The organism is Pseudoxanthomonas sp. LH2527 (genome assembly GCF_022539275.1).
Classification (GTDB): Bacteria; Pseudomonadota; Gammaproteobacteria; order Xanthomonadales; family Xanthomonadaceae; genus Pseudoxanthomonas_A.
In genome coordinates this window covers 1-22,250 of record NZ_JAKZBW010000043.1, presented here as the reverse complement: position 1 = coordinate 22,250, position 22,250 = coordinate 1, and the positions used below count along the sequence as shown (strand labels likewise).

The following is a 22,250-nucleotide window of genomic DNA, read 5'->3' as shown; positions in this document are numbered from 1 at the left end:
GGAGGCGGTGGCGCCTCGGGGAGCTGGTGATGCGTCTGCTGCGCCATCTGTTCGCGCGTTCGTCGCGCCGGCTGTTCCCGGAGGGAAGCCTGCAGCGCATCACCCAGGCCATCGCGGCGGGGGAGCGGCTGCATCGCGGCGAGGTGATGTTCGCGGTGGAATCGAGTCTCTCGCCGGCGGCGGTGCTGGCGGGACTGGCGCCGCGTGAGCGTGCGCACGAGGTGTTCGCCCGCCTGCGCACCTGGGATACCGACGCCAACAACGGCGTGCTGATCTACCTGCTCCTGGCCGACCACCGCATCGAGATCGTGGCCGATCGCGGATTGACGGGCCGGGTTGAGGACGCGGAATGGAGCCGGGTCTGCCGGCTGATCGAGCAGGAGATGCGCGCCGGCCATCCCGAGCAGGCCGTGATCGAGGGCATCCGCGCGGTATCGGAACTGCTGGCGTTGCACTGGCCGCAATCCGACGCACATCCGGACGAGGACGAGCTGCCCAACCGGCCGCACCTGCTGGACTGATACCGAATCCGTAGAGCGGAGCTTGCTCCGCTGCTTTTGGCTCCGGATGGCGGCCCAGCCGAGCAAGCTCGGCTCTACGGGAGCGCCAGTCATCCACGCGCGGGCCGGCTGGGGCAAAATGGCCCACCCCCACCGGCCACGCCGAGGCGCATGATCTACCTCCACCAGATCGATCCGATCATCTTTTCGCTGGGCCCGGTCAAGCTGCACTGGTACGGCCTGATGTACCTGCTCGCGTTCGCCACCGCCTGGTGGCTGGGGCGCATGCGCGCCTCGCAGGGGCGCCTGCCGGGCGTCAATGCCGATGCGTTTTCCGACCTGATGTTCTACGCCATGCTCGGCGTGGTGCTGGGCGGACGCATCGGCTACGTGCTGTTCTACGGCTTCGACACATTCCTGGACAACCCGCTGTCGATCCTCAAGGTGTGGGAAGGCGGCATGAGCTTCCACGGCGGACTGCTCGGCGTGATGGCCGCGGCGCTGTGGTGGTCGCGCAAGCACCGGCTGCACTTCTTCGACACCATGGATTTCGTGGCGCCGCTGGTGCCGCCCGGGCTGGGGTTCGGCCGTCTCGGCAACTTCATCGGCGCGGAGTTGTGGGGCAAGCCGACGGACGCGGGCTGGGGCGTGATCTTCCCGACCGATCCCGCGTTGCGCACGCTGGATGCCGCACAGCTGCAGGCGCAGTACGCGGCGGGCGCGCTCGATCCGTTCGCGCGCCACCCGTCGCAGCTCTATCAAGCCTTCCTCGAGGGCCTGGTGATGTTCACCGTGCTGTGGCTGGTGTCGCGCAAGCCGCGACCGCGCTACCTGGTCTCCGGCCTGTTCGCGCTGATGTACGGCGTGTTCCGCTTCCTCGTCGAGTTCGTGCGCGTGCCGGACGAGGGCGTCTATGTCGCCTTCGGCTGGCTGACCAAGGGCCAGATCCTCAGCGTGCCGCTGGTGCTGCTGGGTCTGTACCTGCTGTGGCGGTCGCGTCGCGCGCCGACCCTGCAGCCCGTCGCACCCCCGCCGGTCGCCGGCAAGCAGACCGCATGAAGCCCGTTGCCGGAGGCACACCATGAAGCAATATCTCGATCTGCTGCGCCACGTGCTGGAGCACGGCGCGGAGAAGTCCGACCGCACCGGCACCGGCACGCGCAGCGTGTTCGGCTGGCAGATGCGCTTCGACCTCAACGAAGGCTTTCCGCTGGTCACCACCAAGAAGCTGCACCTGCGCTCGATCATCCACGAGCTGCTGTGGTTCCTGAAGGGCGACACCAACATCGCCTATCTCAAGGCTCACAAGGTCGGCATCTGGGACGAGTGGGCCGACGAGAACGGCGAGCTTGGCCCGGTGTACGGCAAGCAGTGGCGCAGCTGGGAAGGCGCCGACGGCAAGACCATCGACCAGATGCAGTGGCTGGTGGACGAGATCAAGCGCAATCCCGATTCGCGCCGACTCGTCATCAGTGCGTGGAACGTGGCCGAACTGCCGAAGATGGCGCTGATGCCGTGCCACTCGCTGTTCCAGTTCTACGTGGTGGACGGCAAGCTCAGCTGCCAGCTGTACCAGCGCAGCGGCGACATCTTCCTGGGCGTGCCGTTCAACATCGCCAGCTATGCGCTGCTGACACACATGGTGGCGCAGGCCACGGGACTGGGCGTCGGCGACTTCGTGCACACGCTGGGCGACGCGCACCTGTACTCGAACCACTACGAGCAGGCGCGTGAACAACTTTCGCGTGAGCCGCGCGCGCTGCCCAGGCTGCATCTCAATCCCGACGTCACCGATCTGTTCGCCTTCACCTTCGACGACATCGAGATCCATAGCTACGACCCGCACCCGGCGATCAAGGCGCCGGTGGCGGTCTAGCGAAGGACGAGACGATGGCGCGAGCGATGTCGCCGGAGAAGGAACAGGAGTTCGCGGAGCTGGGGGCGTTCCTCGATTTTTACGCGACCGCCGTTATGGGAATTGATCCTGCCAACGATATGCATCCGTCCACCCAGCTGCGTGGCATTGTGGCTCAGGTGGGCAAATCAAAAGCCTTGGTCGGTCTCAGGCAGGCGGTCAACGATTGTCTTGAGTGGGTGGAAGACGCGACGCCCGAGGAAATTTTCGCGCTGGATTCCGCGTTGAAGTCCAGAGGCATCGTGACGTTCACGGAACTGATGGTTAGAAAATCCCGCAAGTACAGGGCCGTGCTGAAGCGAGGGCGTATCCGAAACGACACCGAGTATTACATCGTCGACGCCGCTGCTTCCGACCTATCCATTGCCATGCCGGAAGACGAGCGACGGCAGTTGGATTGCATGCTTGATGGATATCGAGCATGAAGATCTCACTGGTGGTTGCCATGGACCGCCACCGCGCCATCGGTCGCGACAACGACCTGCCATGGCGCTTGCCTGACGATCTGAAGCGCTTCAAGGCGCTGACGCTGGGCAAGCCGGTGCTGATGGGGCGCAAGACGGCCGAATCCCTGGGGCGTGCATTGCCCGGACGGTTGAGTCTGGTGCTGACGCGGGGCGGTCGTGTCCCGTTCGAGGGCATGCAGGCGGTCGCCTCGGTCGACGAGGCAATCCGCATCGCGACGGCGCAGGGGAGCGATGAGCTCTGCGTGATCGGCGGTGGCGAGGTCTATGCGCTGACACTGGACCGCGCCGACGTGCTGCACCTGACCGAAGTCGACACCCTGGTCGAAGACGCGCATGCGTTCTTTCCGGCATTCGATCCCGCGGACTGGCGCGAGGTATCGCGCGAAGCGCATCCGGCGGATGCCAGACACGCGCTGGCGTTCGATTTCGTGGAGTATCGGCGCGTTTGACCGGACGTAGCGTGCGCCATGCGCACGAGTGCGCGGTAGCGGATCCATGCGGTCGTGCGTGCAGCACACGCTACGTCAATCCTTCGGCAGCTCGCCCTTGGGCGGTGGCGGTACGTCGCGGCCGGGCACCTGCACCAGCCGGATGTCGTCGGTATTCAGCTGCAACGCGGTGAGCTTGCCGCCCCACACCGCGCCGGTGTCGATCGCGTGGACACCATGGCCGATCATCAGGCCCAGGGTGGACCAGTGGCCGCAGACGATCTTGAGGTCGCGCTCGGCGCGCCCGGGCACTTCGTACCACGGGTACAGGCCCTGCGCCTGGCGGCCCGGAGCGCCTTTCTCCTCAATCGCCATGCGCCCGCGCGGGGTGCAATAGCGCATGCGGGTGAGCACGTTGATGATGGCGCGCGAACGGTCGTGGCCGGACAGGTGCGGCGCCCAGTTCGGCTTGTCGCCGTACATGTTGCGGAACAGCTTGCGGTAGGCGTTGCCATGCAGCTGTTGTTCGACCTCGCGCGCGTGCTTCTCGGCGAGCGTGGTGGTCCATTTCGGCGCCAGGCCGGCATGCACCATCATCCAGCCGAGGTCGCGGTCCACGTGCACCAGCTTCTGCAGGCGCAGCCAGTCCAGCAGCATGCGCGCGTCGTCGGCCAGCACGACGCGCTGCAGGTCGGGATTGACCTTGCGCTGTTCGTCCGGCGAGCGCTCGCCGATCGCGAGCAGCGACAGGTCGTGGTTGCCCAGCACGACGACGCTGTGCTCGCGCAGCGAATGCACCAGCCGCAGCGTTTCCAGCGACTGTCCGCCGCGGTTGACCAGGTCGCCGCAGAACCACAGGCGGTCCTGTGCGGGATCGAAGCGGATCTTCTCCAGCAGGCGCTGCGTCGCGTCGTAGCAGCCCTGCAGGTCGCCGATGGCCCAGACCGTCATCGCGGCGGGCTCAGTGCAGCGTCCGCGGAACGGACAGGGTGAAAGTGGCGATGGGGGCGTCGAAGCGGGTGCCGTCGTCGGCCAGCATGTCGTAGCGTCCCTGCATGGTGCCCAGCGCGGTTTCCAGAACGGCGCCGGAGGTGTAGCGGAAGTCTTCGCCCGGTCTCAGCCAGGGCTGCTCGCCGACCACGCCTTCGCCTTCCACTTCCTCCACCTTGCCGTTGGCGTCGGTGATGACCCAGTGCCGGCGCAGCAGTTGTGCCGGCACGCGGCCCCGGTTGTGGATGCGGATGGTGTACGCGAACACGTAACGCCCATCCTCGGGCGCGGACTGGTCGTCCAGGAAGCGCGTGGCGACATCCACGTCGATGGCGTAGTCGGGGGAGTCCATGCGGCAAGTGTATGCAAACGCAGGTAAAAGCGGAAACAACGCCATGCGGCGACGCGAAGTCACTCTTCCGCCGGCAGGTTGGCGAGGCGCACGAAGCCGTCCACGTCGATCTGTTCGGCGCGTGCATCCGGGCGCAGGCCGGCCGCTTCGATCTGGTCGGTCGTGCAGGTGCCGCCCAGCGCATTGCGCAGGGTCTTGCGGCGCTGGCCGAAAGCGGCGCGCACGACCTCCTCGAAGCGCCGGGGATCGGCGATGCCGATGGCGGCCGCGTCGCGCGGCACCAGGCGCGCCACCGCCGAGTCTACCTTCGGTGGCGGCCGGAACGCGCCCGGCGGCACGACGAACAGCGAATCCACGCGGCAATACGCCTGCAGCATCACGCTGAGCCGGCCGTAGACCTTGCTGCCCGGTTCGGCGGCCATGCGGTCCACGACCTCCTTCTGCAGCATGAAGACCATGTCGTGGATCGACGCCGCGTGTTCGATGGCATGGAACAGGATCGGCGAGGACAGGTTGTAGGGCAGGTTGCCGACCAGGCGGACCTGCGTGTCGCCGGCGAGCTTGCCGAAGTCCACGTCCAGCACGTTCTTGTGGATGATGGTCAGCCGCCCGATGCCTTCAGAAGCTTCCATCAGCGGCGTGATCAGGTCGCGGTCGAATTCGATCGCGGTCAGTTCGCCGTGCTTCCGCAGCAGCGGGAAGGTGATCGCGCCCTGGCCCGGTCCGATCTCCACCAGGCGGTCGCCGGGCTGCGGATTCACCGCCATCACGATCTTGTCGATATAGCTGCGGTCGGTCAGGAAGTGCTGGCCGAGGGACTTCTTGGGAGGAGCCTTGAAGGACATGGGGGGCGGGGAGCCTTTGGGAGCAGAAGTGAGTGTGGAGAAGTGAGGAGTGAGCAGAGCAGGCGGGAGCGACGGAGGCGCGACATCTCCCTCACTCCTCACTCCTCTCCGCTCACTCCTCGCTGTAACGCCATGCGCGCGCACGTGGCGACGGCGGCGAACAGGCTGGATGGATCGGCGATGCCGCGGCCGGCAAGATCCAGGGCGGTGCCGTGATCGACCGCCACGCGCGGATACGGCAGGCCCAGGGTCAGGTTGACCGCCTGCTCGAAGCCGCTGTACTTGAGTACCGGCAGGCCCTGGTCGTGGTACATCGCAAGTACCGCATCGAAGCCGCGCAGCTTCTGCGGCAGGAAGGCGGTATCGGCGGGAAGCGGCCCTTCCAGGCGCATGCCGTCCGCGCGCAGCTCACGCAGCAGCGGCTCGATGACGTCGATTTCCTCGCGTCCCAGGTGCCCGGCCTCGCCCGCATGCGGGTTGAGTCCGAGCACGGCGATGACCGGATCGGCGATGCCGAAGCCGGTGCGAAGCGCGGCACGGGTGATGCGCAGGACCTGTGCCAGCGCGTCATGCGTGATGGCATCGGGCACCTCGCGCAGCGGCAGGTGCGTGGTGGCCAGGGCGACCCGCACGATGTCGTTGGCCAGCATCATCACCACCGGGCAGCGTGCGTGTTCCGCCAGCAGTTCGGTCGTGCCGCTGTAGGCGATGCCGCCGGCGTTGATCGCGGCCTTGTGCACGGGGCCGGTCACCAGGCCATCGAGTTCGCCGCGCAGGCAGGCATCGGCCGCCTGCGTCAGCGCATCGATGACGGCGCGGGCATTGCGGGGATCGGTCTTGCCGAAGGTGTTCGGCGCGGCATTCGGCACCGGATGCAGGCGCAGGTCGCCGGGCTGGGTGGCGACCTCGTGTTCCTGCAACAGCCGCAGGGGCAGGCGAAGTGCGTCGGCGGCCGCACCCAGCGTGGCGGCGTCGCCGAAGGCGAGCAGGGTGCAGTCGCTGCGGGGACGCTGTGCCAGCCGCACGCACAGCTCGGGTCCGATGCCGCCAGGCTCGCCCGGAACCAGCGCCAGCCGGGGCGTCATGTCAGCCGCCCGGCGTGGTCTCGGCGCGATCGCCGCTGCGGAAGTTCACGTAGGCTTCGCCGCGCAGTTCCTGCAAATAGCGGTTGTACTCGTCCTCGGCCTTGCGACGGCCGATGGTGTCGCGCACCTGGGCGCGGCGGTTCTGGTCGGTCACATCGGTCTGGCGGCTGCCGACGCGCTGGACGATGTGCCAACCGGCATCGGTGCGGAACGGCGCGCTGACCTGGCCGTCCTGCAGGCCGGTGACTTCCTTGCCGAAGGCCGGGCCGAACGCGTCGGCCGGGAACCAGCCCAGGTCACCGCCGTCCTCGCGGCTGTTCGCATCTTCGGTGGATTCCTTCGCCACGGCGACGAAGTCGGCGCCGCCGGCGATGCGCGCGCGCAGGGTGTCGATCTTGGCCTTGGCCGCGGCCACGTCCTGGGTCGGGGTGATGCGGACCAGGATGTGGCGCGCGTTGTATTCCTCGACGGAACGCTTCTCGGCCTGCGCGGCATCGCGCACTTCCACCAGCTTCAGCAACTGGAAGCCGCTGGGACCGCGCAGCGGGCCGACCACTTGGCCCGGCTGCATGTCCTTGAGCATCTGCACGAAGGCCGTCGGGATCTCGTCGACACTGCGCCAGCCCAGGTCACCGCCTTCCAGTGCGTTGGGGCTGTCGGAGTAGCGCACGGCGGCGGCGGCGAAATCCAGTTCGCCCTTGTCCACCAGCGCCTTGACGCCATCGATCTTGCCCTGGCCGGTGCTGATCTGCTCGGCGCTGGCGCCGTCGGGCAGGCCGACCAGGATGTGCGCCAGCCGGTACTGCGTGCCGCTGGCGGCCTGCGCGGCAAGCGCGGCGTCGACTTCGCCCTCGCTGACGTTGATGCGGCTCTGCGCGAAGCTCTGCTTAAGGCGCTGGATGGTGATTTCGTCGCGCAGCGAATTGCGGAACTCGGGGAACGACATGCCGTCGGCTTCGAGCCGCTGGCGCAGGCCGTCCGGCGTGGTGCCGTTCTGTTGCGCCACCGCGTTGACCGCGTTGTTGAGGTCGGCGTCGTTGACGCGGACGCCGGTTTCGGCGGCGCGTGCGACCTGCAGCTTGACCAGTACCAGGCGCTCCAGTACCTGGCGTTCCAGCACGGCACGCGGCGGCAGCTGGCCGGGCTGGTTGGCGTACTGGGCGAGCACGTTCTGCACGGCGCGGTCCAGCTCGCTCTGCAGCACCACGTCCTCGTTGACGACGGCGGCGATGCGGTCGAGCGGCTGCAGCGTCTGCGCCAGCACCGGCGTGGCGGCGGTCGAGACGGCCAGCAGGCCGGCGATCAGGAGGCGGGAAAACGGCTTGGTCATGGCATCGGATCCGGAGCGTAAGTGGAGTCGTCCGGACGCGGCGCGATATTGCTCGGTGGGACGAGATAGAGGTCGTCTCGGTAGTAACCGAGGATAGCACGGCGCAGGGTGCGGTCCGTGTCCTGGCCGGCCGAGCCCAGGCCCTTCAGGACGAACTCGACCTGGAAGCCGGTGTTCATGTCGCCTTCGCGATTGCGCACGTAACGGCGCACCAGCGCGCGCACCGCCAGGCAGCAGCTGTCCCACTGCACGCCGGCCACGCCTTCCAGCAGGCCGGGCTCGATGCCACGTGCTTCATCGCGGTAGAACGAATGGTAGTAGCGGCCGACCACGCTCCATGCCGGCGTGACCGGGTACAGGAACGAGAAGTCGGCCTGCTCCAGCAGGTCGCGGCGGCGGCGGTAACTGAGGTTGACCACGCCGTCGTCCGGCAGCAGGTAGCGCGCGCGCACGCTGGCCAGGTCTTCACGGCGGAACTTCGGGTCCCACTGGTACGACGCGCCAATGGTCCAGCGATCGGTCGGCGCATAGTTGGCGTCTGCTACCCAGGCCGACTTGCCCCTCTCCAGCGGCACCTCACCGGGCAGGACGACACGGCTGTCGTCGAAGTAACGGATCTGGCCGAGGCTGGCCGACAGCCGCTCGAAGCCATCCTTCTGCCGCAGCAGGCGCGTGGTCACCGCCAGGGTCAGCTGGTTGGCGTCGGTCTGGCGGTCGGGCCCGGTGTAGCGGTTGTCGCGGAACAACTGGCCGTAGCTGAAGTTGAACGGACGCGTGTCGAAGATCGGCAGGCCATCCTGCTCGCGGTACGGTGCGTTGAGGTAGAACAGCCGCGGTTCCAGCGTCTGCAGGAAACGGTCGCCCTTGACCTCGGTTTCGCGATCGAAATAGACCCCGGCATCCAGCGAGCCGATCGGCAGGCTGCGGCTGGGGGAGCGGTCGTAGAACTGGGCAATCTGGGCCGGCGTAAGCTGGTTGGCGGGCACGCCGAAAGCATCGACGGCGCGGTCGGTCGCGATCTGTTGCGCCAGATCGCTTTCCAACCGGTATTCCGTGTGGCGGTAGGACAGTGTGGGCGTGACGTACCAGGCGGCGCCTTGAATGGGGAAGGACACCGTCGGCTTGATGTCGATGCGGCTGCCGCCGGCTTTCTCGTCGTGCTGGAACTTCACCGCTTCCGCATGTCCACCCACCGTGACCCAGCGGCTCAAGGGCTGGCTCCAGTTGAGATAGGTGCGTGGCAGGCGGTTGTAGGGCAGCGAGTCCTCGGTGCTCAGATAGTCGGCGAGTTGCCAATGGTCGGCCATCAGGCCGGCCGTCCAGTACTCGCCCGCGCCATAGACGCCGGCCGTACTGGTCACCGAGGAATACGCCTGGCCGTACAGCGAATTGCCGAAGTCTTCCTGATAGCGGGCATCGCTGAGCCAGGTCAGGTTCGCGCGGGCCTGCCAGTTCCGGCTGAAGCGGTGGGAGCCTTCGTACGAAATGAAACCGCGGCCGTCGTCCGGATCCGGGTTGTTCGGGTTGAGCGGGTCGTAGTCCGCTTCGTTCATGCGGTCGCGGACCAGGTCGTCCTTGGTCATCCAGGTGCCCTGGATCTCGCCGCGTCCGTTCTCGTACAGGTAGCGGAACTCGGCACCCATCTGGAAGCCGCGCTCGCTCATGTAGCGCGGTTCCAGGGTGGCGTCGTAATTCGGCGCCAGGTTCAGGTAGATCGGCTGCTTCCAGTCGAAGCCGTTGCGCCCCGACAGGCCGATCGCCGGATACAGCAGGCCGGTGTGGCGCTGGTCGTCGATCGGGAACTTCAGGTAGGGCACGTACAGCACCGGCACCTTGCCCAGGCGGATCGTCGCGCCGCGCGCCACGCCCCAGCCATCGTCGGTATTGATGTCGATCCGCCGCGAACGCAGTTCCCAGCGGCGGTCTTGGGGATCGCAGGTGGAATACGTGGAATGCTGCAGGCTGCCCTGCGGCCCCTTCATGTCGATGCGGTCGGCGCCGCCGTTGCCGCGCCGGTCGACCAGCTGGTAGCGGACGTTGTCGATCTGGTGCGTGTCGGCGTCCTGGTCGCCGCGCGCGCTGTCCGCGATCAGGCGGATGCCGGTGTCCTGGTAACGGATGTGGCCGTCGGCGACGTAGGTGTCGTTTTCCTGGTCGTACTTCAGGTTGTCGGCACCGAGGAACTGGTCGCCACGACTCAGGGCCACGTTGCCCTGGTACTCCAGATTGGTCTCGGTGCCGCCCAGGCTGTCGCCCTCGATCGACGTGGGTTGCTCGGCGCGCTGTTCGCGCGTGACCTGCGGCGTGGCGGACGCAGCAGGCTGCGCCGCGCCGTCGAAGGCCGGGATGACGTCCTGGATCGGGCAGAGCGCCCAGCTTTCAGGCTTCTCATCGTCGGCCATGGCGGGCAGGCACAGGGCGATGCTGAAGGGCAACGGGAGCAGGCGGAGGGCGGTGCGCACGCGGTGCTGGGCTCGCTGTCGGACGAAAAACGGCCGTTAGCTTGCCCCATCCCATGCATGCGGGCAATGAAGGCCTCCGGACGGTGTGGGTCGGGGTTCAGCGACTGCCCGGTGCGCCTTGCAGCGTCAGCGCAGCGCGTCCACGTGGACCTTGGCGCAGTCGCGCAGGGCGTCCAGGTCGTAGCCGCCTTCGAGCATCGAGACCACGCGGCCGCCGGCATGGCGGTCGGCGAGGGCGCGCAGTTGCCGGGTCAGCCAGCCGAAGTCCTCGGTCTCCAGCATCAGGTCGGCCAGCGGGTCACGCATGTGGGCGTCGAAGCCGGCGGAAATGAAGACCAGTTGCGGCCTGAAGTCTTCCAGCGCCGGCAGCAGTTCGTCCGCCCACGTGTTCTGGAAGCGGAAACCGCCGCTGCCCGGCGGCAGCAGGGCGTTGAACACGTTGCCCACGCCGCGCTCGTAGGGCGCGCCGCTGTGCGGGTAGATGCCCGATTCGTGGCTGCTGAAGTAGGCCACGCGCGGGTCGTTGTAGAAGATGTCCTGGGTGCCGTTGCCGTGGTGGACGTCGAAATCGATCACTGCCACCCGTTCCAGCCCGTGCTTGTCGCAGGCATAGGCTGCCGCCACGGCGATGTTGTTGAACAGGCAGAACCCCATCGCCGTGGTGCCGGTCGCATGGTGGCCCGGCGGGCGCACGGCGCAGAAGACGGTCCGGTCCTCGCCGTTCATCACCGCGTCCACCGCCGCCACGCCGGCACCGGCCGCCCGCAGTGCGGCCGCGCGCGAGGCCGGACACATCACCGTGTCGGGGTCGAGCATGCGGTAGCCGGCGACGTCCGCTTCCAGCACCTCGTGCACCATCGCTTCGTCATGCACGCGGCGCAGGTCGCCGAGTTTGGCGATGGGCGCCTCGCGCCAGTCGGCGTCGGCGTGGTGCTGGCGCAGGGCCTCGAGCACGACCTCAAGACGCGCGGGCCGCTCCGGATGTTCGGGGCCGGGGTCGTGCAGCAGGCAGGCGGGGTGGGTATAGATGATCACGGTGCCGGCGTCGTCCCGAGAGTGGCGCAAGGGGGCCCTCCGCGGTGGGAGGTCGGGGCCATTCTAAGCGCGGCCTCCGGGCCGCCGGCATTCGACCTTCGGGGGCACACGGTCGCGCGGGGCATCGCGGGCGTGGCCCGCTCCTATAACGTCCCGGAGATCTGTAGGAGCGCCCCATGGGCGCGATGCTTTTCCGGCCGCCCACGCGAAAGCATCGCGGGCATGGCCCGCTCCTACAACGCCTCGGGAGATGGGTGGTAGCGCCCTGCGGGTGCGCAACGGCTCAGGCATGCCGCCGTTCGTGCTTCCACAGCACCTCGCCCTGGCCGTCGGCGCGGGCCAGCACGCGGGCCAGCACGAACAGCAGGTCGGAGAGGCGGTTGAGGTAGCGGATCGCTTCCGGACGCACCGCGTCATGGCGGGCCAGGGTCACCGTCTCGCGTTCGGCGCGGCGCACGATGGTGCGGGCCAGGTGGCAGCGAGAGGCCGCCTCGCCGCCGGCCGGCAGGATGAAATCCTTCAGCGGCGGCAGATCGTCGTTGTAGTGGTCCAGCTGCTTTTCCAGCGCATCGACATCGGCGCTGGTGATGGCGGCATGGCCGGGGATGCACAGCTCGCCGCCCAGGTCGAACAACTGGTGCTGCACCGTGGTCAGCAGCGCGCGGATGTCGTCCGCCACGCTGGGGACCGCCAGCAGCACGCCGATGGCCGAATTGGCTTCGTCCACCGTGCCGTAGGCGGTGACGCGCGCCGAGTCCTTGCCCACGCGGGTGCCGTCGCCCAGGCCGGTGCTGCCGTCGTCGCCGGTGCGGGTGTAGATCTTGGAGAGGCGGTTGCCCATCGGCTCGCGGGTCCGGTCAGTCGGCGGTGCGGCCGTGCGGCCTGGCCAGGCGCACGACCTGCTCGACCAGCACATGCACGATCACCGCCAGGCCCACGTAGATCGAGGCCACACGCAGGTACGGCACATACCAGTCGCTGAAGTTCTTCCACCAGCCGGCGAACGTCGGCTCGCTGACCACGGGGCTCAGCCAGTAGAAGCTGCCCTGGCTCAGCAGGTGGCAGACGGTGACCGAGGCCAGCAGGCTGCCGACCAGCAACGCCAGCGTGCGGCCGTGGTTCGCGGTCTGGTAGCGGCGCAGCAGCGCGCCGCCGGCCCACATCGCGCCGTAGGCCGGCAGCAGGAACCAGTACGCCGGCGACACGCAGTAGTGCGTCCAGAAGTTGATGCCCTGGCCGCTGATGACGAGGTAGTCCACCACGACGGCAGCGGCCATGAACAGCGGGAACGCCCAGCGCGACCAGCTACGCAGGTAGTAGCCGCCGATGAAGAACGCGGCCCAGCTGGCATCGGGCAACGGGCCGATGTGGCCGAACGTGGTGGGCAGGTGCAGGCGGGTGAGGACCAGCAGGGCGGCGACCAGCGTCAGCACGAGGGCGCGTTGGGAAGAGGTGTTCATCGGCACGGTTCCGGAGACTCAGCCCCGCATTCTACCGGAGCTTGCCGGGGCGATGCCGTCCACGGGGTCGCGAGGGGTGGAGCGGTATCATGACCGCATGAAAGAACGGCATGACGTGGTGATCGTGGGGGGAGGACTGGTCGGCGCCAGCCTGGCCATCGCCCTGGACCGTCAGGGACTGGACGTGGGGCTGGTGGAGGCCAGCCCGCCGGGGCAGATGCCGGCGGTCTTCGACCAGCGCAACCTCAGCTTTGCCGCCGCGACGGTGAACGCGCTGACGGCGCTGGGCGTGATGCAGCAGCTGCGCACGCCCACCGGGCCGATCCGGCGCATCCACATCAGCCGGCAGGGCGACTTCGGGCGGGTGAAGCTCGACGCGCAGGACTATGGCCGTGACGCCTTCGGCCAGGTCGTGGTGGCGCGCGACTTCGGCGAAGCGCTGGAAGCCCGGCTTGCCCAGATCCCGCGGCTCACGCGCTACCGGCCGACGCGCTTCGTCGGCTTCGCGGCCGACGAGGCGGGTGGTCGCGTGTTGCGGATCGCCGATGCCGAGGGCGAGCGCACGTTGCAGGCCCGGCTGGTGGTGGCGGCCGACGGCACCCACAGCGCCGTGCGCGAGGCGCTGGCCATCGGCGTGGACGAACACGACTACGGCCAGACCCTGTTCGTCGCCCGCGTGCGCGCCACGCAAGCGCCGGACGGCACCGCCCACGAGCGCCTGTGCGATAGCGGCCCGACCGCGCTGCTGCCACGCGGCGACCGCCACTGGGGCGTCATCCATGGGGTGGCGCGCGAAGACGCCGATGCCGTCGCCGCGCTGGACGAATCCGCCTGGCTGGCGCGGTTGCAGCGCGCCATCGGCTGGCGCATCGGCCGGTTGACCGGCAGCGGCGAGCGCAGCGCGTATCCGATCATCCGGGTGGTCGCGCAGCGTCTGGTCGCCGAGCGTGCGGTGCTGCTGGGCAATGCCGCGCAGACGATCCATCCGATCGGCGCGCAGGGCTTCAACCTGGGTCTGCGCGATGCCTTGACGCTGGCCGAAGAGATCGCGCGCCGTGATGATCCGGGCGATGCCGCCAGCCTGGCGGCCTACGCTGCGCGCCGCACGGAAGACCGCGAGCGCACGCTGTCCTTCTCCGATGGCCTGGCGAGGCTCACCGCGAATCCGTCGCCGCTGCTGAAGCCGCTGCGCAGCCTGGGCCTGCTGGCGGTGGATGCGCAGCCCTCGCTGCAGTCGTTCCTGGTGGGCGGCGCGATGGGCTTCCGCGGCGATGTGCCGGCGCTGTGCCGGGGAGAGGCGGCATGAAGCGCCGCGGACAGATCGATGTCGCCATCGTCGGCGGCGGCGTGGTGGGCGCGGCCTGCGCGCTGGTGCTGGCGCGCGAAGGGCTGGAGGTCACGCTGGTCGAAGGTCGCGAGCCACCACGCTGGTCGCCGGCGTCGCCGGACCTGCGCGTCTATGCGTTCGCGCCCGACAACGCGGCGCTGCTCGACCAGGCCGGTGCCTGGGCGTCCATCCGCGAAGCGCGCGCGCATCCGTATCGACGCATGCGGGTGTGGGATGCCGGCGGTGGCGACGAACTGCGTTTCGATGCCGATGCGCTGGGCCGCACGCAACTGGGCTGGATCGTCGAGAACGCGCTGCTGGTCGACCGGCTGTGGGCCGCGCTGCCGTCGGCCGGCGTGCAGGTGCGCTGCCCCGCGCGCGTGGAGGCGATGGAACAGGACGAGAGCTGCGTGACGCTGCGGCTGGACGACGGCACGCGCCTCGATGCGCGGCTGGCGGTGGCGGCCGATGGCGCCGATTCCACGCTGCGCCGCCTGGCCGGGCTCGACGTCGCCGCGCATGAGTACGCGCAGCGTGGCGTGGTCGCCTTCGTGCGCACCCGGCACCCGCACGAGGACACGGCCTGGCAACGCTTCCTGCCGAGTGGCCCGCTGGCGTTCCTGCCGTTCGCCGACGGCCTCAGCTCGATCGTCTGGACCCTGCCCGACGACGAGGCGCAGCGCGTGCTGGCGTTGGATGACATCGCCTTCGGCCGCGAACTCACGCTGGCCATGGGCGGGCAACTGGGTGAGGTGGAAGCCGCCTCGCCGCGCGCGGCCTTTCCACTGAAGCGGCAGCTGGCGAAGGACTATGTCGCCGGTCGCGTCATCGTCGCCGGTGATGCCGCGCATGTGGTGCATCCGCTGGCCGGGCAGGGTGTCAACCTCGGCCTGCGCGATGTGGCGGCGCTGCGCGACGGCATCCGCACCGCCCAGGCCAGGCGTGCCGACTGGGCGGCGCCGCATCGCCTGGAGCGCTGGGCACGCCAGCGCCGCAGCGAGAACGCGACCGCCGCCTACGCCTTCGAGGGCATCAACCGCGTGTTCTCCACCGACGAGATGCACCTGACCCTGCTGCGCGGTCCGCTGCTGGGTCTGGCCGGACGACTGCCGCCGCTGGTCGACTTCTTCTGGCGGCACGCGGCCGGGCAACGCGCGCGCTGACGGCGGCATCGCGCCGCATGCGGTAGCCTCGCGGTTCCCGCCCGAGGCTGCCTGCGATGAGCGACACGCATTCCTCTCCCGATCCCTCGCGCCGTCGCCTGCTGGGCGCCTTCGGTGCCGCCGGCCTGGCCGGCCTGATACCTTCCGCCCGCGCCAGGGCAACGCGTCCACTCGGCGTCGCCCTGATCGGTCTGGGCTACTACAGCCGCGACCTGCTGGCGCCGGCGTTGCAGATGACGAAGCACTGCCGGCTGGCCGGCATCGTCACCGGCTCGCCGGCCAAGGCGGAAGAATGGCAGCGCCGTTACGGCATTGCCGACCGCAACGTCTACGACTACGCCGACTTCGACCGCATCGCCGACAACCCCGATATCGATGTCGTCTACATCGTGCTGCCCAACCACCTGCACAAGCCGTTCACCCTGCGCGCGGCGGCGGCGGGCAAGCACGTGTGGTGCGAGAAGCCGATGGCGATGGACGCGGCGGAGGCGCGCACGATGATCGACGCCTGCCGGCAGCACCGGGTCCAGCTCACCATCGGCTACCGCATGCAGCACGAACCCAACACGCAGGCGGTGATGGCGCTGGCCAAGACCCGGCCATTCGGTCGCCTGCAGCGCGTCCACGCCGAAGCGGGATTCCGTGGCTTCGACGATGCCAGCGGCGATCCATGGCGGCTGGACCCGGCGCGCGGCGGCGGCGCGATGTACGACATGGGCGTGTACGCGCTCAACGCGGCGCGCTACACCAGCGGCGCCGAACCGGTCGCGGTCACCGCCACCGCCTCCGTGCAGCGTCCGGAGATCTTCCGTGGCGTCGACGAGACCATGCACTTCCGGCTGGAATTCCCGGACGGCGTCATCGCCGCGTGCGAAACCAGCTTCGGCCGCAACCTCAACCGGCTGCGCGCCGAATGCGCCGACGGCTGGTATCACCTGTCCCCGTTCCAGGCCTACGAAGGTGTGCGCGGCGAAGCCAGCGACGGGCGCCGGTTCGACGCGATGATCGGCCCGACACCTGCACAACAGGCGCGGCAGATGGATGCCGATGCGCTGGCGATCGTGGAGGGTCGTCCGCCGCGCGTGCCCGGCGAGGAAGGCTGGCGCGACATGCGCGTGCTGGATGCGATCTTCGCGTCCGCGCGCTCGGACGGAGCGCGTGTGGAGATCGCGGCCGGCTGAGCGGGTCAGCCGGGAATGAACGGGAACACGATCTTCAGCAGCCCCTTCAGCCCGCCCTCGGCGGTGCTGGCGACGGCCTTGGCGCCGAGACTGTTGAGTGCGTTGCGCGCATCCTGCCAGCGCAGTTTGGTGACATCCTTCTTCAGCAGGTCGGCGACCTCCTCCGAGGTCGGCGTCAGCGCCTTCAAGGCCTCGGTGATGGCAGCCGGGTCTGGCTGCAGGTAACCCCAGCGCTCGGCGATGGCCAGCAGCGTGTCGAAGCGCACCGCCACGACTTCGCGGTTGCGTTCGTAAACCGGCAGCGCGCCGACATCAAGGATGGCCTGCTCGAACTGCTGGTGGTCGTCCGGATGTTCGACGCGGATGGCGAGGAAGCCGTCCTTGCGGCTGCGCTCGCTGACGTGTTTGGCACCCGACTTGAGGTTGGCCTCGGTCAACGCGCTGGCGACGATGCGTTGCAGCGCGGCGTCGCGCTCCTCCGGCACCAGTGCGCGCCAGCGTGCGTAACCATCGCGGCGCAACGCCTTGATCTTGGCCGGCGTCACCCGCAGCTTGCCGGCGACGGTGAAGTTGGACTCGTCGCGGCCGATCGCGCCGTCGCGTTCCAGCAGCACGAAGATCAGCAGTTCGAGGTCGCGCTTGGTAAGCGACTGGAAGCCCTGCAGCAGGGTCAGGCGCAGGAACTCGGTGCCGAAACCGGCAGGGTCCTTGAGTTCGAGGGGCAGCATCGTCGGTCTCCGTGTGAGGCAGGCATCTTGCCACGCGGGGGTGTCAGCACCTGAGACCCCGGCGGAACCGCGTCACAGGCCGGTTTCGCGCCCGGGGATCGCTACCCGGAAGGCCTCGATCGCGCCGCGGTCCTGCAGGGTGACGAAGACCGTGCGCCCCTCCGGCCCGCCGAACGCCACGTTGGTCGGCTTCTGTCCCTTGAGCTTCACTTCGCGCAGCAGTTCGCCCTGCGGCGACACCACCGCCACCGTGCCGGCCCCGTAGCGCGCGATGTACAGATTGCCCACGCTGTCCGTGCGCATGCCGTCCAGGCCGTGGTCGTCGAAGGCGATCAGCAGGCGCTTGCCGGAGATCTCCCCGCTGCCGTCCAGGTCGTAGGCCCACACGCGGCGCTGCACGCTCTCGTTGACGTACAGCACATCGCCCTTCGGGCCGACTTCCACGCCGTTGGTGGTGCCCATGCCGGTTTCCAGCAGGGTCGCCTTGCCGTAGGGCAGGATGCGCCACAGCTGGCCGCTGCCGCTGCGCCAGTCCGGATCGCTGGCGTAGAACATGCCATTGGGCGCGAACGCGATGTCGTTGGGCTGGTGCGCGCCCGGCAGCGTGGCGAACACGCCCACCGAACGGTCGCGCGGATCGATGCGAAGCACCTGGTGGCCGGTGTAGTCGGCCACGTACATGAAGCCGTCGGCATCGAAGCGGATGCCGTTGCCGGTGCTGCCTTCGGGCAAGGTCATGAACAGCGCCGCGCGGCCGTTGCCATCGGCATCGAAGCTCACCCGCCCGAGGGTGCCGTCGCGGCCGAAGCTCACCGCGTACAACGCGCCATCGGGGCCGAACGCCGGTCCCTCGATGCCTGCACTGAAGACGCCGTCGCCGACCACGTCGCGGGCGACATGCAGCGGTTCGTCCGCTGCGGTGCGCCGGGTGTCGCCGGTGTGGACGCAGCCCGCCAGTGCGGCGGCCAGGGCCAGCGTGGTGATGCACTTCAACAGCGTCATCCGTTTCCCCTCGGGTGGCGTGCGGGTGTTCTGCGGGTGTCAGCCGGGCGTGGCGAACACGGTGATCTCTTCGCGGTCGTGGTAGAGCTGGCGCGCGCGTACCTCGAGCGGCCGGCCGGCCTGGTCGGCGAACAGGTCCAGGCACAGCCTGGTCTCGTCCCAGCGCTTCTTCATCGGCAGCTTGAGGTTGAACACTGCATGCCGGCACCAGCCTTCGCGGAACCACTGCGCCATCCGTTCGGCCACGCGCCGCGGCTGTTCGACCATGTCGCAGACCATCCAGTCCAGCGGCTGCGTCGGTTTCCAGTGGAAGCCGTCGGCGCGCAGGTGTTCCACCAGCCCGGTCGCCAGCACGTGCTCGCGCAGCGGACCGTTGTCGACACTGGTCACGCGCAGGTGGTGGCGGGTCAGCACCCAGGTCCAGCCGCCCGGCGCCGCACCGAGATCTGCGGCGGTCATGCCGGGCTTCAGCAGCGCTTCGCGCTGGCCTTCGTCGAGCAGCGAGAGGAAGGCTTCCTCCAGCTTCAGCGCCGAGCGCGACGGCGCATCCGGCAGCAGCTTCAGGCGCGGGATGCCGAGCGGCCACGGTGCGCTGTCGCGGGCGTCGGCGACGCACAGGAACAGGTGGTCGCCCTGCACGAACACCACGTGCAGGCGCGGCAGGCGTGCGTCGTCCTTCTCGCTGAGGAAGCCGGCCTTGCGCAGCACCGGACGCAGCGCATTGCCGAAGCTGCGCGCCAGGCCGGCCAGTGGCTTGGCGCTGTCCGAATCCGGATGCTCCACCCACAAGTCGCCGTAGCGTCCGCTGCCCGCCAGCGCGGCGAGCAGTGGCGTGATGCGGTCCTTCGGGTCGATGCCGCGCAGCTCGGCGAGCAGGCGCAGCTTCTGCCGGGCGAAGATCAGGTCGCGCCAGGGCAGTGCACGATCCAGCGCTTCGGCCTGTTCGCAGACGAACACGACATGGCCGTCGTTGCGCTGGGCGCGCGCATAGCCGGCGAACCCGGCCAGCGCGGCGCGCTCGGTCAGTTCGGCAGCAAGTTCGGGTTCGAATCCCTGGCGGCAATAAGCCAGCAGGCCGGTCGTCGATGACATGGCGCGGTCGCGTGAAGCGGAGGGCTGCGGCTCCTGCCGCCAGGACAGGGTACAGGAGAAGCCGGGTGCGATGGCTTCCCGACGCGTCGCTCAGTACGTGTCGCCGCCCGACTCACCGTAATGCTTGAGCACCGCGCGTGCATCGTCGCGGCGCAGGTCGCGCACCACCTCGATGCCGCGCGTGTTGAGCTCGCCGATCCAGTCCGCGGGCAGCGGGCCTTCGTCGAACTCGGTCAGTTCCATCACGTCCTCGGCGCGCGCGCCGATCAGCAGGCGGTCGATGCCGGCCCAGATGGTGGCGCCGTAGCACTGGCAGCAGGGCTGCGACGACGTGGCCAGCACCACCGGTGCGGTGACGTCGTTGAGGCGCGGCGTCTGCAGGCGCTGCTGCGCCAGCATGTAGGCCATCGTCTCGGCATGCGCCAGCGAGCAGGTATGCGGCATCACGCGGTTCACGCCGAGGGCGATCACGCGATGGTCGGGGCCGAACACCACCGCGCCGAACGGGCCGCCGGTGTTGGCATCCACGTTGCGGCGCGACAGGTCGATGGCCAGCGCGACCTTGTCTTCGTCGCTGGCATAGGTCGCCGACGCATCGACCAGGTCGTGCGTCCAGGCGGGCAGGGTCAGGTGGATCTGTTGGTAGAGCATTACGGGGTGGGAACTTTCAGGGAAGAGGAATCGGATTCGCAGCGGCCGCTGACGCACTGGCAGGCGGTCACGTCGGCGAAACCGCAGACCCCCATGCGGCCGCTGGCGGCGCACTGCGCCTGCACGCCCTGCGGATCGGTGGGGCTGTTCTTGTTGACGCAGGCCGGCATCGCGCCGCAGCAGTTGCCGACGTTCTTCACCGCGCAGTCGGCGCTGGTCCGGCAGGCGTAGTCGACGGTGACCGCGCCGGCCTCGCGCGGCGGCAGGTTTCCGCCGGTCGGCTTGGGGGCGGGCGTCGACGCGGGGGGCGGCTCGCTCGCCACGTCGTCGGGAGAGGCCGGAGCCGCGCAGGCCGCGAGGGCGAGCAGCAACAGGCAGGACAGCAGGGCAGGCAGCAGGCGCAGCGCGATGCGGGACATGGCGGACTCCTTCCTCGGTGGTGGTACGCGCCAGCCTGCCCTCCGCCGCTTCAAGAGGCGGTGAAAGGTGCCGGCATCAGGCCTTGGTCGCCCAGGTGTCGCGCAGGGTGACGCTGCGGTTGAACACGGGGCGCTCCGGCGTGTGGTCGTAGCGGTCGGCGACGAAGTAACCGGTGCGCTCGAACTGGAACGACTGCTCGGGCGCCGCGCTGGCAGCGGCCGGCTCCACGTAGCCGGTCACGGTGCGGCGCGAGTCCGGGTTCATGTAGTCGCGGTAGGTCTTGCCTTCCAACTCGTCATCCGGGTTCGGCACGGTGAACAGGCGGTCGTACAGGCGGATTTCCGCGGCCACCGCATGCTGCGCACTGACCCAGTGGATGGTGCCCTTGATCTTGCGCTCGGCGCCGGCCATGCCGGGTCGGGATTCCGGATCCAGCCAGCCGCGCAGTTCGACGATTTCGCCGGCGGCGTTCTTGATCACCTCATCGCAGCGCACGATGCCGGCGCCGCGCAGGCGCACTTCGCCACCGGTGGTCAGGCGCTTGAAGCCCTTCGGCGGTACTTCCTCGAAATCCTCGCGCTCGATCCACAGTTCACGCGAGAACGGCACGCTGCGCTGGCCGAACGACTCGTCCTTCGGGTGGTTGGAGAACCTCAGCGTTTCCTCGTGGCCTTCCGGCAGGTTGGCCAGCACCAGCTTGACCGGATCGACCACACCCATGCGGCGCGGCGCGGCGGCGTCCAGGTCTTCGCGCAGTGCGCCTTCCAGGATCGAGATGTCCAGCAGCGAGTTCTGCTTGCTGATGCCCACGCGGTCCACCATCAGGCGCAGCGCCGACGGCGTGTAGCCGCGGCGGCGGATACCCTGCAGCGTCGGCATGCGCGGGTCGTCCCAGCCATCGACCAGCTTGTCGTTGACCATCGCCAGCAGCTTGCGCTTGCTCATCACCAGGTAGTTGAAGTTCAGCCGCGAGAACTCGATCTGGCGCGGCTTGCTGGCTTCCTTCGGCAGGCCCTTGGCGAGCAGCGGCGCCAGCAGGGCCGGCGAATTCGCCAGGTCCACCTTGTCCACGCACCAGTCGTACAGCGGGCGGTGGTCTTCGAATTCCAGTGTGCACAGCGAGTGGGTGATGCCTTCCACCGCATCGCTCAGCGAGTGCGCGTAGTCGTACATCGGATAGATCGGCCACTCGTTGCCGGTGTTCTGGTGCTCGACGTGCTTGATTCGGTACAACGCCGGATCGCGCAGGTTGATGTTGCCGCTGGCCATGTCGATCTTCGCGCGCAACGTGCGTGCGCCGTCCGCGAACTCGCCCGCGCGCATGCGGCGGAACAGGTCCACGTTCTCTTCCACGCTGCGGTCGCGATACGGCGAGTTGCGGCCGGGCTCGGTCAGCGTGCCGCGGTATTCGCGCACTTCCTCGGCGCTCAGGTCGCAGACGAAGGCGTCGCCCTGGCGGATCAGCTTCTCGCCGGCCAGGTACAGCACCTCGAAGTAGTCCGAGGCGTGCCGCAGGTCGTGCCAGTCGAAGCCCAGCCAGCGCACGTCGTCCTGGATGGCGCGCACGTATTCCGGGTCTTCCTTCGCCGGGTTGGTGTCGTCCAGGCGCAGGTTGCAGACGCCGCCGAACTCGCCGGCGATGCCGAAGTCCAGGCAGATCGCCTTGGCGTGGCCGATGTGCAGGTAGCCGTTGGGCTCGGGCGGGAAACGCGTCTTCACCGCCGTGTGGCGGCCGCTGGCCAGGTCCTCGCGCACGATCTGGCGGATGAAGTCCCGTTTTTCGGGCGCGGCATCGTCAGCAGGAGGGGCGGGGCGGG

Annotated in this window: 22 protein-coding genes and 1 pseudogene; 8 read left to right on the top strand and 15 right to left on the bottom strand. The window is 68.8% G+C overall.

What is annotated here, in order from left to right; genetic code table 11:
• Positions 1 to 29 precede the first annotated feature (29 nt).
• From MMG85_RS17635 to MMG85_RS17615, 5 genes are all read left to right on the top strand, one after another.
• Positions 30 to 521, top strand: a complete 492-nt coding sequence (locus MMG85_RS17635; protein WP_241047229.1) for a TPM domain-containing protein — start codon at positions 30 to 32, stop codon at positions 519 to 521.
• Positions 522 to 671: 150 nt separating this feature from the next.
• Positions 672 to 1,559, top strand: coding sequence for a prolipoprotein diacylglyceryl transferase (lgt, locus tag MMG85_RS17630; RefSeq protein WP_241047226.1), 888 nt, complete (start codon positions 672 to 674; stop codon positions 1,557 to 1,559).
• A gap of 22 nt (positions 1,560 to 1,581) precedes the next feature.
• Positions 1,582 to 2,376: a thymidylate synthase gene (locus MMG85_RS17625; protein WP_241047225.1), complete on the top strand. Its 795-nt coding sequence runs from the start codon at positions 1,582 to 1,584 to the stop codon at positions 2,374 to 2,376.
• A gap of 14 nt (positions 2,377 to 2,390) precedes the next feature.
• A complete protein-coding gene (locus MMG85_RS17620; RefSeq protein ID WP_241047224.1) occupies positions 2,391 to 2,840 on the top strand; it encodes a hypothetical protein in 450 nt (149 codons plus the stop codon).
• Positions 2,837 to 3,331 (top strand): dihydrofolate reductase, encoded by a 495-nt coding sequence (locus MMG85_RS17615; RefSeq protein WP_241047223.1) that lies wholly within the window; start codon positions 2,837 to 2,839, stop codon positions 3,329 to 3,331. The genes MMG85_RS17620 and MMG85_RS17615 overlap by 4 nt, the downstream gene beginning before the upstream one ends.
• A gap of 75 nt (positions 3,332 to 3,406) precedes the next feature.
• Here the strand turns inward: MMG85_RS17615 and MMG85_RS17610 are convergent, their stop codons facing one another.
• From MMG85_RS17610 to MMG85_RS17570, 9 genes and pseudogenes are all read right to left on the bottom strand, one after another.
• Positions 3,407 to 4,261, bottom strand: coding sequence for a symmetrical bis(5'-nucleosyl)-tetraphosphatase (locus MMG85_RS17610; RefSeq protein WP_241047222.1), 855 nt, complete (start codon positions 4,259 to 4,261; stop codon positions 3,407 to 3,409).
• A 10-nt stretch (positions 4,262 to 4,271) separates the two neighbouring features.
• On the bottom strand, positions 4,272 to 4,652 hold the full coding sequence (apaG, locus tag MMG85_RS17605) for a Co2+/Mg2+ efflux protein ApaG (RefSeq protein WP_055940544.1): 381 nt from the start codon (positions 4,650 to 4,652) through the stop codon (positions 4,272 to 4,274).
• Positions 4,653 to 4,711: 59 nt separating this feature from the next.
• On the bottom strand, positions 4,712 to 5,497 hold the full coding sequence (rsmA, locus tag MMG85_RS17600; protein ID WP_241047221.1) for a 16S rRNA (adenine(1518)-N(6)/adenine(1519)-N(6))-dimethyltransferase RsmA: 786 nt from the start codon (positions 5,495 to 5,497) through the stop codon (positions 4,712 to 4,714).
• A gap of 98 nt (positions 5,498 to 5,595) precedes the next feature.
• Positions 5,596 to 6,582 carry a 4-hydroxythreonine-4-phosphate dehydrogenase PdxA gene (gene pdxA, locus MMG85_RS17595; protein ID WP_241047220.1) on the bottom strand — a complete coding sequence of 329 codons (987 nt, stop codon included), beginning with the start codon at positions 6,580 to 6,582 and terminating at the stop codon, positions 5,596 to 5,598.
• A 19-nt stretch (positions 6,583 to 6,601) separates the two neighbouring features.
• Positions 6,602 to 7,912, bottom strand: a pseudogene (locus MMG85_RS17590) (peptidylprolyl isomerase); the annotation flags it as partial.
• Complete coding sequence (gene lptD / locus MMG85_RS17585; RefSeq protein ID WP_241047219.1) at positions 7,909 to 10,374, bottom strand: LPS assembly protein LptD; 2,466 nt, start codon at positions 10,372 to 10,374, stop codon at positions 7,909 to 7,911. The gene lptD and the pseudogene MMG85_RS17590, both read right to left, overlap by 4 nt.
• A gap of 126 nt (positions 10,375 to 10,500) precedes the next feature.
• Positions 10,501 to 11,409 (bottom strand): histone deacetylase family protein, encoded by a 909-nt coding sequence (locus tag MMG85_RS17580; protein ID WP_241047228.1) that lies wholly within the window; start codon positions 11,407 to 11,409, stop codon positions 10,501 to 10,503.
• A 283-nt stretch (positions 11,410 to 11,692) separates the two neighbouring features.
• Positions 11,693 to 12,250: a cob(I)yrinic acid a,c-diamide adenosyltransferase gene (locus MMG85_RS17575; protein WP_241047218.1), complete on the bottom strand. Its 558-nt coding sequence runs from the start codon at positions 12,248 to 12,250 to the stop codon at positions 11,693 to 11,695.
• A gap of 16 nt (positions 12,251 to 12,266) precedes the next feature.
• Entirely contained in the window at positions 12,267 to 12,869 is a 603-nt protein-coding gene (locus tag MMG85_RS17570) for a hypothetical protein (RefSeq protein ID WP_241047217.1), read from the bottom strand.
• A gap of 97 nt (positions 12,870 to 12,966) precedes the next feature.
• Between MMG85_RS17570 and ubiH the strand changes: the two genes are divergently transcribed.
• From ubiH to MMG85_RS17555, 3 genes are read left to right on the top strand one after another with little or no spacing between them, the layout of a single operon-like run.
• Entirely contained in the window at positions 12,967 to 14,175 is a 1,209-nt protein-coding gene (gene ubiH / locus MMG85_RS17565) for a 2-octaprenyl-6-methoxyphenyl hydroxylase (protein WP_241047216.1), read from the top strand.
• Positions 14,172 to 15,359: a UbiH/UbiF family hydroxylase gene (locus MMG85_RS17560; protein WP_241047215.1), complete on the top strand. Its 1,188-nt coding sequence runs from the start codon at positions 14,172 to 14,174 to the stop codon at positions 15,357 to 15,359. Before ubiH ends, MMG85_RS17560 begins: the two co-directional genes overlap by 4 nt.
• Before the next feature lie 56 nt (positions 15,360 to 15,415).
• Complete coding sequence (locus MMG85_RS17555) at positions 15,416 to 16,540, top strand: Gfo/Idh/MocA family oxidoreductase (RefSeq protein ID WP_241047214.1); 1,125 nt, start codon at positions 15,416 to 15,418, stop codon at positions 16,538 to 16,540.
• A gap of 5 nt (positions 16,541 to 16,545) precedes the next feature.
• Here the strand turns inward: MMG85_RS17555 and MMG85_RS17550 are convergent, their stop codons facing one another.
• From MMG85_RS17550 to MMG85_RS17525, 6 genes are all read right to left on the bottom strand, one after another.
• On the bottom strand, positions 16,546 to 17,268 hold the full coding sequence (locus MMG85_RS17550) for a hypothetical protein (protein WP_241047213.1): 723 nt from the start codon (positions 17,266 to 17,268) through the stop codon (positions 16,546 to 16,548).
• 72 nt (positions 17,269 to 17,340) lie between these two features.
• Positions 17,341 to 18,270, bottom strand: coding sequence for an SMP-30/gluconolactonase/LRE family protein (locus MMG85_RS17545; protein ID WP_241047212.1), 930 nt, complete (start codon positions 18,268 to 18,270; stop codon positions 17,341 to 17,343).
• A gap of 39 nt (positions 18,271 to 18,309) precedes the next feature.
• Positions 18,310 to 19,362 (bottom strand): 23S rRNA (cytidine(2498)-2'-O)-methyltransferase RlmM, encoded by a 1,053-nt coding sequence (gene rlmM, locus MMG85_RS17540; RefSeq protein ID WP_241047211.1) that lies wholly within the window; start codon positions 19,360 to 19,362, stop codon positions 18,310 to 18,312.
• Between the two features lie 90 nt (positions 19,363 to 19,452).
• Entirely contained in the window at positions 19,453 to 20,013 is a 561-nt protein-coding gene (locus tag MMG85_RS17535) for a nucleoside deaminase (RefSeq protein ID WP_241047210.1), read from the bottom strand.
• Positions 20,013 to 20,432, bottom strand: a complete 420-nt coding sequence (locus tag MMG85_RS17530) for a hypothetical protein (protein ID WP_241047209.1) — start codon at positions 20,430 to 20,432, stop codon at positions 20,013 to 20,015. Before MMG85_RS17530 ends, MMG85_RS17535 begins: the two co-directional genes overlap by 1 nt.
• Positions 20,433 to 20,508: 76 nt before the next feature.
• Complete coding sequence (locus MMG85_RS17525; protein ID WP_241047227.1) at positions 20,509 to 22,200, bottom strand: glutamine--tRNA ligase/YqeY domain fusion protein; 1,692 nt, start codon at positions 22,198 to 22,200, stop codon at positions 20,509 to 20,511.
• Positions 22,201 to 22,250 lie beyond the last annotated feature (50 nt).

Excerpts from the sequence above, each read along its gene's own strand:
- MMG85_RS17625 (WP_241047225.1), top strand. The coding sequence starts at position 1,582 with ATGAAGCAATATCTCGATCTGCTGCGCCACGTGCTGGAGCACGGCGCG.
- pdxA (WP_241047220.1), bottom strand. The coding sequence starts at position 6,582 with ATGACGCCCCGGCTGGCGCTGGTTCCGGGCGAGCCTGGCGGCATCGGA.
- MMG85_RS17535 (WP_241047210.1), bottom strand. The coding sequence starts at position 20,013 with ATGCTCTACCAACAGATCCACCTGACCCTGCCCGCCTGGACGCACGAC.
- MMG85_RS17570 (WP_241047217.1), bottom strand. The coding sequence starts at position 12,869 with ATGAACACCTCTTCCCAACGCGCCCTCGTGCTGACGCTGGTCGCCGCC.
- rsmA (WP_241047221.1), bottom strand. The coding sequence starts at position 5,497 with ATGTCCTTCAAGGCTCCTCCCAAGAAGTCCCTCGGCCAGCACTTCCTG.
- ubiH (WP_241047216.1), top strand. The coding sequence starts at position 12,967 with ATGAAAGAACGGCATGACGTGGTGATCGTGGGGGGAGGACTGGTCGGC.
- MMG85_RS17620 (WP_241047224.1), top strand. The coding sequence starts at position 2,391 with ATGGCGCGAGCGATGTCGCCGGAGAAGGAACAGGAGTTCGCGGAGCTG.
- lgt (WP_241047226.1), top strand. The coding sequence starts at position 672 with ATGATCTACCTCCACCAGATCGATCCGATCATCTTTTCGCTGGGCCCG.
- MMG85_RS17530 (WP_241047209.1), bottom strand. The coding sequence starts at position 20,432 with ATGTCCCGCATCGCGCTGCGCCTGCTGCCTGCCCTGCTGTCCTGCCTG.
- MMG85_RS17575 (WP_241047218.1), bottom strand. The coding sequence starts at position 12,250 with ATGGGCAACCGCCTCTCCAAGATCTACACCCGCACCGGCGACGACGGC.
- apaG (WP_055940544.1), bottom strand. The coding sequence starts at position 4,652 with ATGGACTCCCCCGACTACGCCATCGACGTGGATGTCGCCACGCGCTTC.
- rlmM (WP_241047211.1), bottom strand. The coding sequence starts at position 19,362 with ATGTCATCGACGACCGGCCTGCTGGCTTATTGCCGCCAGGGATTCGAA.
- MMG85_RS17610 (WP_241047222.1), bottom strand. The coding sequence starts at position 4,261 with ATGACGGTCTGGGCCATCGGCGACCTGCAGGGCTGCTACGACGCGACG.
- MMG85_RS17550 (WP_241047213.1), bottom strand. The coding sequence starts at position 17,268 with ATGCTGCCCCTCGAACTCAAGGACCCTGCCGGTTTCGGCACCGAGTTC.
- MMG85_RS17545 (WP_241047212.1), bottom strand. The coding sequence starts at position 18,270 with ATGACGCTGTTGAAGTGCATCACCACGCTGGCCCTGGCCGCCGCACTG.
- MMG85_RS17635 (WP_241047229.1), top strand. The coding sequence starts at position 30 with ATGCGTCTGCTGCGCCATCTGTTCGCGCGTTCGTCGCGCCGGCTGTTC.
- MMG85_RS17555 (WP_241047214.1), top strand. The coding sequence starts at position 15,416 with ATGAGCGACACGCATTCCTCTCCCGATCCCTCGCGCCGTCGCCTGCTG.
- MMG85_RS17615 (WP_241047223.1), top strand. The coding sequence starts at position 2,837 with ATGAAGATCTCACTGGTGGTTGCCATGGACCGCCACCGCGCCATCGGT.
- MMG85_RS17560 (WP_241047215.1), top strand. The coding sequence starts at position 14,172 with ATGAAGCGCCGCGGACAGATCGATGTCGCCATCGTCGGCGGCGGCGTG.